The following is a 7,060-nucleotide window of genomic DNA, read 5'->3' as shown; positions in this document are numbered from 1 at the left end:
GACGTGCATTAGTCTCTATATTAGGTAGCAACTTTTATCGATCAAAGATCGAATTCGGTGCCATAACTCACTACACCGCGCTGCACGCTTGTGGTAGATTGTTTTTATAGGTCGAAAACATCAACCCTTTGATACGATATCTTTAGATTGCCATGAGTAAAAATTTTGAATGGGTCACTCCGGACTCTGATCTTCTGGAGCGAGAAAGTACGAAAGTCCAGCCACCTAAGCTGTACAATGTCGTACTCAATAATGATGACTATACACCTATGGATTTCGTCATAGAGGTGCTTGAGCGATTTTTCTCACATGATATTGATAAAGCAACTCAAATCATGCTTCAGGTCCACTATGAAGGAAAGGCAATTTGCGGCACATACAGCGCAGAAATTGCCGAAACAAAAGTAGCGCAAGTTACGATGTACGCAAGGGAAAATGAACATCCGCTACTTTGCACTATGGAGCAAGCGTAAACAAAGAAGACTTGCTCGAACAACCCCAGTTGTTTTTTCGGGAGGTACTTATGCTAAATAAAGAACTAGAGTCAAGCCTTAACGGTGCATTTTCTCGGGCGCGAGATAAACGCCACGAGTTTATGACTGTCGAACACCTCCTACTTGCATTGTTGGAAAATGATGCAGCTAAGGAAGCCCTTCTAGCTTGTAAGGCGGATCTTGACGCTTTACGCAACGAACTCGATATTTTCATCGATCAAACTACGCCTCTTATCCCAGATAGTGATGAGACGCGTGAAACGCAGCCGACTTTGAGTTTTCAACGTGTACTACAACGCGCCGTCTTTCATGTACAGTCGTCTGGTCGTAATGAAGTAACAGGCGCCAACGTGCTTGTTGCTATCTTCAGTGAGCAAGAGTCGCATGCCGCTTACCTTCTGAAGAAAAATGACATCTCCCGATTAGATATTGTTAACTTCATCTCCCACGGTATTACTAAAGCATCAGGTGCAGGTGAGGATTCATCATCAGACTCGTTTAGCTCAGAAAGTGTTGAAGAGCCTAATTCTGAAGAACGCTTAGAAAGTTTTGCGACGAATCTTAATCAAGTCGCTAAAGATGGAAACATCGACCCACTCATTGGACGTGATAAAGAGTTAGAGCGCACTATTCAGGTACTTTGTCGACGCCGCAAGAATAATCCACTACTAGTGGGTGAGGCAGGGGTTGGTAAAACAGCCATTGCGGAAGGTCTTGCATGGCGAATTGTCGAAGGGCAGGTCCCTGAGGTTATTCAAAACAGCGTGATTTATTCACTAGATATTGGTTCTTTGCTCGCTGGTACCAAATATCGCGGTGATTTTGAAAAGCGCTTCAAGGCGATTTTGAAACAACTTGAAAAAGAAGAAGATGCCATTTTGTTCATCGATGAAATACATACCATCATCGGTGCAGGCGCGGCATCTGGTGGTCAAGTCGATGCAGCAAATCTTATTAAGCCTCTTTTAAGTAGCGGTAAGTTGCGTTGTATTGGTTCGACGACATACCAAGAATACAGCAACATTTTCGAGAAAGAGCGTGCGTTGTCTCGCCGCTTCCAAAAGATAGACGTTGTAGAGCCCTCATTGGATGATACAACTAAAATCTTGATGGGCTTGAAGCCGAAGTACGAAGCTCACCATGAAGTACGTTATACCAATAAAGCACTGCGTGCCGCCGTAGAACTATCGGCTAAATACATTAATGAACGCCATCTACCAGATAAGGCCATTGATGTCATTGATGAAGCTGGTGCTCGTAGTCGTCTTGCTCCTGCAAGCCGTCGTAAAAAAACGGTCGGAGTGGCTGATATCGAATCAATGGTTGCCAAAATGGCGCGAATTCCAGAGAAGTCGGTTTCTTCTTCAGATAAAGACATTTTGAAAAACTTAGATAGCAAAATGAAGATGTTGGTATTCGGTCAAGATAATGCGATTGATGCATTATCCGAGGCGATCAAGCTGACACGTGCAGGTTTAGGTGTAGACAACAAACCTGTTGGTTCATTCTTGTTTGCAGGCCCAACAGGGGTTGGTAAAACAGAGGTGACGGTGCAGTTATCTAAGCTTCTAGGTATCGAACTACTTCGTTTTGATATGTCTGAGTATGGTGAGCGTCACTCCGTAAGTCGCTTAATTGGTGCGCCTCCTGGTTATGTCGGTTATGACCAAGGTGGTTTGCTAACCGATGCTGTTATTAAGCACCCACATTCAGTCGTATTACTTGATGAGATTGAAAAAGCGCACCCTGATATCTTTAACCTGTTGTTGCAAGTCATGGATAACGGTACGCTAACGGACAACAATGGTCGCAAAGCAGACTTCCGTAATGTCATTCTTGTTATGACAACTAACGCAGGTGTGGCGGAAACCGAGAAGAAATCAATTGGTTTGATTCAACAAGACAACAGTCACGATGCAATGGCGGAAATTAAGAAGGTGTTTACTCCTGAGTTCCGTAACCGTCTTGATAACATCATCTGGTTTAACAGCCTTGATGAAAGCGTTATCCATCAAGTGGTTGATAAGTTCATTGTTGAACTGCAAGTGCAACTTGATGCGAGAGGCGTTTCAATGGAAGTATCGCAAGACGCTCGCCATTGGTTAGCACATAAAGGTTATGACAAAGCTATGGGGGCTCGCCCAATGGGGCGTGTTATCCAAGAACAGCTTAAGAAGCCTTTGGCTAACGAACTGTTGTTTGGATCTTTAGTTGACGGCGGTACAGTGAAGGTAACGCTGGTCAACGATACGCTTGAGTTTGAATACTTAAGTGAGAAAGAGACAGCGATGCATTAATCGTTAGTCGGTAACAAACGCAAAAGCGCACGAGAAGATCGTGCGCTTTTTTATCTGAACTAAATCGGAAAAAATTATGCAATAAAAAACGGAGCAGCTTGCTCCGTTTTTTATTGCATCCGAAAATCAGAGATTAACGAGCGCGGAAGACGATGCGGCCTTTTGACAGGTCGTATGGAGTCATCTCTACAGTTACTTTGTCACCCGTTAGGATACGGATGTAGTTCTTACGCATCTTGCCAGAGATGTGAGCAGTCACAACGTGACCGTTTTCAAGTTCAACACGGAACATAGTGTTTGGTAGAGTGTCAAGGACTGTGCCTTGCATCTCGATTACGTCTTCTTTAGCCATTTAATCCTCTTTAGAAATTAGGCAATATTAGCGGGCTATATTCTGCCGCTAAATAGTAATTATGTAAAGTTGAGGCGTATTCTACCCTCGCCAACGCTGATTTACTAGCCTTTGGTGGCGTTGAAAGCGTGTTTTGTAGCTCATTGCTGGGCACTCATCAATCTGATATCCCAAATATAGCCACTGTTGTTTGTTTTCTTGGCAGTATTTAATTTGATAAAGCACTGCTAACGTGCCAAGAGATAACTCGTAGTCAGGGTCAAAGAAAGTATAAAAAGCACTCGAGCATTGTGGCATCAAATCTGTCACCGCAATGGCGAGCAATTGATCTGATTCATCGTAAATGTGTAAAAACGACGTTGTCAGCCAGCTAGTTTGAGCAAATCGAGCAAACTCATCACGCTTTGGTGGGTACATAGTGCCGTTTTTATGCCGTTTGCAGATGTACCTACTGTAAAGCTCAAACCATTCCTCATCCATTTCAGGTTTCATTTCCCAGCGTAAAGACTGTGCTTTATTAAGCAGCCTCTTCTGACTTTTTGATAATTTAACGTCTGGAATCGAGACTCGAATTGGCTGGCAAGCGGTGCAATGCTCGCAATGCGGTTTATATATGGTATCTCCGCTACGACGAAAACCGTTAGCCATGAGCAACTGGTAATTTTCTTCAGTATGCAGCCTTTCATCAAGCGCCACCGCAACCCGCTCTTGCCGTTCAGGCAAATAACTACAAGGGTGATTATTCGTCAACCCTATTCGAATATGTTGTATATCCGTACTCATACTGAATCCTGCAAAACTTGGGGCTGATAGGCATCAAATAGTGTTTGCTTTTCTCTTAAAGATAGTAGTTTTTGCATAAATTCGTCACGCTCAAGTTCAAATGCGCCAAGTGATGCCAAGTGAGAATTCATAACTTGGCAATCGATTAATTGACCTTGCTTTGACGCCAAATGGTTGCATAAGTACCACAATGCAATTTTGGATGCGTTATCTTTTAGACTAAACATCGACTCTCCGCAAAAAAGTTGGCCCACGCAAATGCCATATAGTCCGCCAATCAGGTTGTTGTCATGCCATACTTCTACAGAGTGACAGTGACCAAGTTTGGCTAACTCAATGTAGGAAGCTTGCATTTCCTCGTTGAGCCATGTTTCCTCTGCAGGGCGTGTTGAAGAACATAGTCTAATCACTTCTTCTGTCGCGAAATCGAGTGTTACTTTATAGTTATGTTTACGCTGAAATTTTTTGAGACTTTTAGATGGCTTAAACTGCAATGGGTCAAACACAGCGCGCGGAGAAGGGCTCCACCATAAAATAGGTTCACCAGGACCATACCAAGGGAAAATGCCTTGATAGTAACCATTGAGGATTCTCATGGGGTTTAAGTCACCACCAAAAGCCAGCAAACCATTGGGGTCGCTGAGTGCTTTATAGGGTGAGGGAAAGTTGAACGTTTCATCGAGTTCAGTTAAATAAATAGCCATAAGAAGTCGTTACCAACATTGGAGTCAGAGGAGTTTATGATGACCTGGTTAAGAAATATCGTAAAAGTATGGCTTGGGATCATACTGTTTTTACCACTTGTCGCCAACGCAGCCTATGAAAGAAATGTTGCCAAGCCAGTTAATGAAGTAGTTTACGGGAAGATTGACTCTGTCCGTTATATTACTCAACAAGAGGTTGTTCAATCGAAAAGTAACGGTTGGAAGACACTACTTGGTGCCACTATCGGTGGTTTAGTCGGTAATCAATTTGGTGGCGGTACGGGAAGAGAAGTCGCGACGGCAGTGGGTACGCTTGCAGGTGCCGCAGTTGCTCAAAACCAAAGTAATTACCAATACACGGTTGAATATAAGTTAGTTGAGCTACTCATCAAAGTGAAGGGTGATAAGCTAATTAATGTCATCCAAGATGTTGATAAAAATATGTTATTTAGTCGAGGGGATGAAGTTCGTATTTTATATTTTGATGATGGAGTCAGGGTTGATATCACTTATTAACCCTAGGTTGTTTTAGCCTAACGAAGCTTAATCAGGCATGTACAGTCGGGCTGGCTTATTGTCAAATCAAGTCGAAATAGTTTGCTGTTTCGCCGTGCTTCTTTCGCTCTTATTTACATCGCTGGCAATGCCTTTAATTCTGTATCTTTAGGCTGCTTGAGGATATTCATAAATTAGCGCCGATTTACTCTGGTTTTGTCGTGTTTTTTTGGGTAGTCTGAATTCACGAAGAATTGTTTAGCCCTCATAAAAAATCGTATGTTGAGGGCACAAAGGATTATCAACTTTTAATGGAAAGCCTAACGTTACAACCTATCAATAAAATTCAAGGGGAAGTGAACCTTCCTGGCTCTAAAAGCGTTTCTAATCGAGCTCTTTTACTTGCTGCTCTTGCTAAAGGCAGAACTCGCCTTACTAATCTCCTCGACAGTGATGATATTCGTCATATGCTGAATGCGCTGACTAAACTAGGCGTTCAATACCAACTTTCCGAAGATAAAACAGAATGTCTCGTTGAAGGCCTTGGGCGTCCGTTTTCTGTCTCAGAACCAGTAGAATTATTTCTCGGCAATGCTGGCACTGCGATGCGACCATTAGCTGCGGCTCTTTGTCTTGGAGAAGGGGAGTATGTACTGACGGGCGAACCTCGTATGAAAGAGCGTCCAATTGGTCACCTTGTCACGGCACTGAAAGATGCTGGTGCGAACGTTGAGTACATGGAAAACGAGAACTTTCCGCCTCTCAAAATAATTGGTACTGGCCTAAAAGCAGGTACAGTTTCTATCGATGGGTCCATTTCAAGTCAGTTCTTGACCGCTTTCTTAATGTCTGCGCCATTGGCTGAAGGTGAAATTCGCATCAACATCGAAGGCGATTTGGTTTCTAAGCCTTATATCGATATCACCCTGCATATCATGAAGCAGTTTGGAGTCGATGTGATCAACAACGACTATCAAGAGTTTGTGATCCCAGCCGGTCAGCAATACATCGCTCCAGGTGATTTCTTGGTTGAAGGTGACGCGTCTTCTGCTTCTTACTTCTTGGCGGCGGCAGCCATCAAAGGCGGAGAAGTTAAAGTCACGGGTATCGGTAAAAACAGCATTCAAGGTGATATTCAATTTGCTGATGCGCTTGAAAAAATGGGTGCAGAAATTGAATGGGGTGATGACTACGTAATTTCACGTGTTGGTCAATTAAAAGGCATTGATATGGATTACAACCATATCCCTGATGCTGCAATGACCATCGCGACAACAGCGTTATTTGCCGAAGGCACTACCGCTATTCGTAACGTTTATAACTGGCGTGTAAAAGAAACAGACCGTTTGTCAGCTATGGCGACTGAGTTACGTAAAGTTGGTGCGGAAGTGGAAGAAGGGGAAGACTACATCATCGTCAAACCTGTCTCTCAGTTAAAGCATGCTGCGATTGATACTTACGATGATCATCGAATGGCGATGTGTTTTTCGCTGGTGGCACTTAGTGATACGCCTGTGACGATTAACGATCCAAAGTGTACGTCGAAAACGTTCCCTGACTACTTCGACAAACTTAAGGCTTTAAGCTGCTAAATATTCTGACCTGAAACAGGAAAGCCAGAGTGAATAACACTCTGGCTTTTTTGTTTCCCAATACTATTTAACCAGCGTAAATTCCTTAGAAAGGTGATGCGCTAAGTATTTGAACATATTGAATACTGCAGTCGTATTTGAAGTTGGTAAACCTTTGTCATCAAGGAAGTATTCACCTTTAAAAACTAAAACACCTTCTTTTTCTTCTACACTTGTTGCTCGCATTCCCTCGATGTAATCATCGTGCTCTTGGATGATTTGGTTAGCGATCAAAAGAAGGTCGAACTCTTCGATAAACGTTCTATCAGACATATTCTTTCTACCATCCTATTCAGTTAAGAAC

At 43.0% G+C, this 7,060-nt stretch carries 8 protein-coding genes; 4 read left to right on the top strand and 4 right to left on the bottom strand.

The annotated features are described in order from the left end of the window. Positions 1–152 precede the first annotated feature (152 nt). Positions 153–473: an ATP-dependent Clp protease adapter ClpS gene (gene clpS, locus CAG68_RS16530; RefSeq protein WP_005378419.1), complete on the top strand. Its 321-nt coding sequence runs from the start codon at positions 153–155 to the stop codon at positions 471–473. Positions 474–523: 50 nt separating this feature from the next. After that, a complete protein-coding gene (gene clpA / locus CAG68_RS16525) occupies positions 524–2,791 on the top strand; it encodes an ATP-dependent Clp protease ATP-binding subunit ClpA (protein ID WP_161441383.1) in 2,268 nt (755 codons plus the stop codon). A 133-nt stretch (positions 2,792–2,924) separates the two neighbouring features. On the opposite strand, the gene infA is transcribed toward clpA, so the two are convergent. From infA to aat, 3 genes are all read right to left on the bottom strand, one after another. Then, positions 2,925–3,143, bottom strand: a complete 219-nt coding sequence (gene infA / locus CAG68_RS16520; RefSeq protein WP_001040192.1) for a translation initiation factor IF-1 — start codon at positions 3,141–3,143, stop codon at positions 2,925–2,927. 81 nt (positions 3,144–3,224) lie between these two features. Continuing rightward, positions 3,225–3,926 (bottom strand): arginyltransferase, encoded by a 702-nt coding sequence (locus CAG68_RS16515; RefSeq protein ID WP_025766921.1) that lies wholly within the window; start codon positions 3,924–3,926, stop codon positions 3,225–3,227. Beyond that, positions 3,923–4,630, bottom strand: a complete 708-nt coding sequence (gene aat, locus CAG68_RS16510) for a leucyl/phenylalanyl-tRNA--protein transferase (protein WP_025766920.1) — start codon at positions 4,628–4,630, stop codon at positions 3,923–3,925. The genes CAG68_RS16515 and aat overlap by 4 nt, the downstream gene beginning before the upstream one ends. A 39-nt stretch (positions 4,631–4,669) precedes the next feature. Here aat and CAG68_RS16505 point away from each other — a divergent pair, with 39 nt between their 5' ends. Then, positions 4,670–5,146: a glycine zipper 2TM domain-containing protein gene (locus CAG68_RS16505; protein WP_161441382.1), complete on the top strand. Its 477-nt coding sequence runs from the start codon at positions 4,670–4,672 to the stop codon at positions 5,144–5,146. Positions 5,147–5,436: 290 nt separating this feature from the next. Continuing rightward, entirely contained in the window at positions 5,437–6,717 is a 1,281-nt protein-coding gene (aroA, locus tag CAG68_RS16500) for a 3-phosphoshikimate 1-carboxyvinyltransferase (protein ID WP_005387883.1), read from the top strand. A 63-nt stretch (positions 6,718–6,780) separates the two neighbouring features. Here the strand turns inward: aroA and CAG68_RS16495 are convergent, their stop codons facing one another. After that, entirely contained in the window at positions 6,781–7,029 is a 249-nt protein-coding gene (locus CAG68_RS16495; RefSeq protein ID WP_005387884.1) for a YciN family protein, read from the bottom strand. Between the last annotated feature and the right edge of the window lie 31 nt (positions 7,030–7,060).

The sequence above is a fragment of the Vibrio sp. V42_P2S4T144 genome, from assembly GCF_009904715.1.
GTDB classification, from domain to species: domain Bacteria; phylum Pseudomonadota; class Gammaproteobacteria; order Enterobacterales; family Vibrionaceae; genus Vibrio; species Vibrio alginolyticus.
The sequence above is the reverse complement of the archived record's forward strand: the minus strand, read 5'-3'. Positions and strand labels throughout refer to the sequence as shown.

Bases quoted from the DNA above. Each gene is read 5' to 3' on its own strand.
- clpS (WP_005378419.1), top strand. From the start codon at position 153: ATGAGTAAAAATTTTGAATGGGTCACTCCGGACTCTGATCTTCTGGAG.
- clpA (WP_161441383.1), top strand. From the start codon at position 524: ATGCTAAATAAAGAACTAGAGTCAAGCCTTAACGGTGCATTTTCTCGG.
- infA (WP_001040192.1), bottom strand. From the start codon at position 3,143: ATGGCTAAAGAAGACGTAATCGAGATGCAAGGCACAGTCCTTGACACT.
- CAG68_RS16515 (WP_025766921.1), bottom strand. From the start codon at position 3,926: ATGAGTACGGATATACAACATATTCGAATAGGGTTGACGAATAATCAC.
- aat (WP_025766920.1), bottom strand. From the start codon at position 4,630: ATGGCTATTTATTTAACTGAACTCGATGAAACGTTCAACTTTCCCTCA.
- CAG68_RS16505 (WP_161441382.1), top strand. From the start codon at position 4,670: ATGACCTGGTTAAGAAATATCGTAAAAGTATGGCTTGGGATCATACTG.
- aroA (WP_005387883.1), top strand. From the start codon at position 5,437: ATGGAAAGCCTAACGTTACAACCTATCAATAAAATTCAAGGGGAAGTG.
- CAG68_RS16495 (WP_005387884.1), bottom strand. From the start codon at position 7,029: ATGTCTGATAGAACGTTTATCGAAGAGTTCGACCTTCTTTTGATCGCT.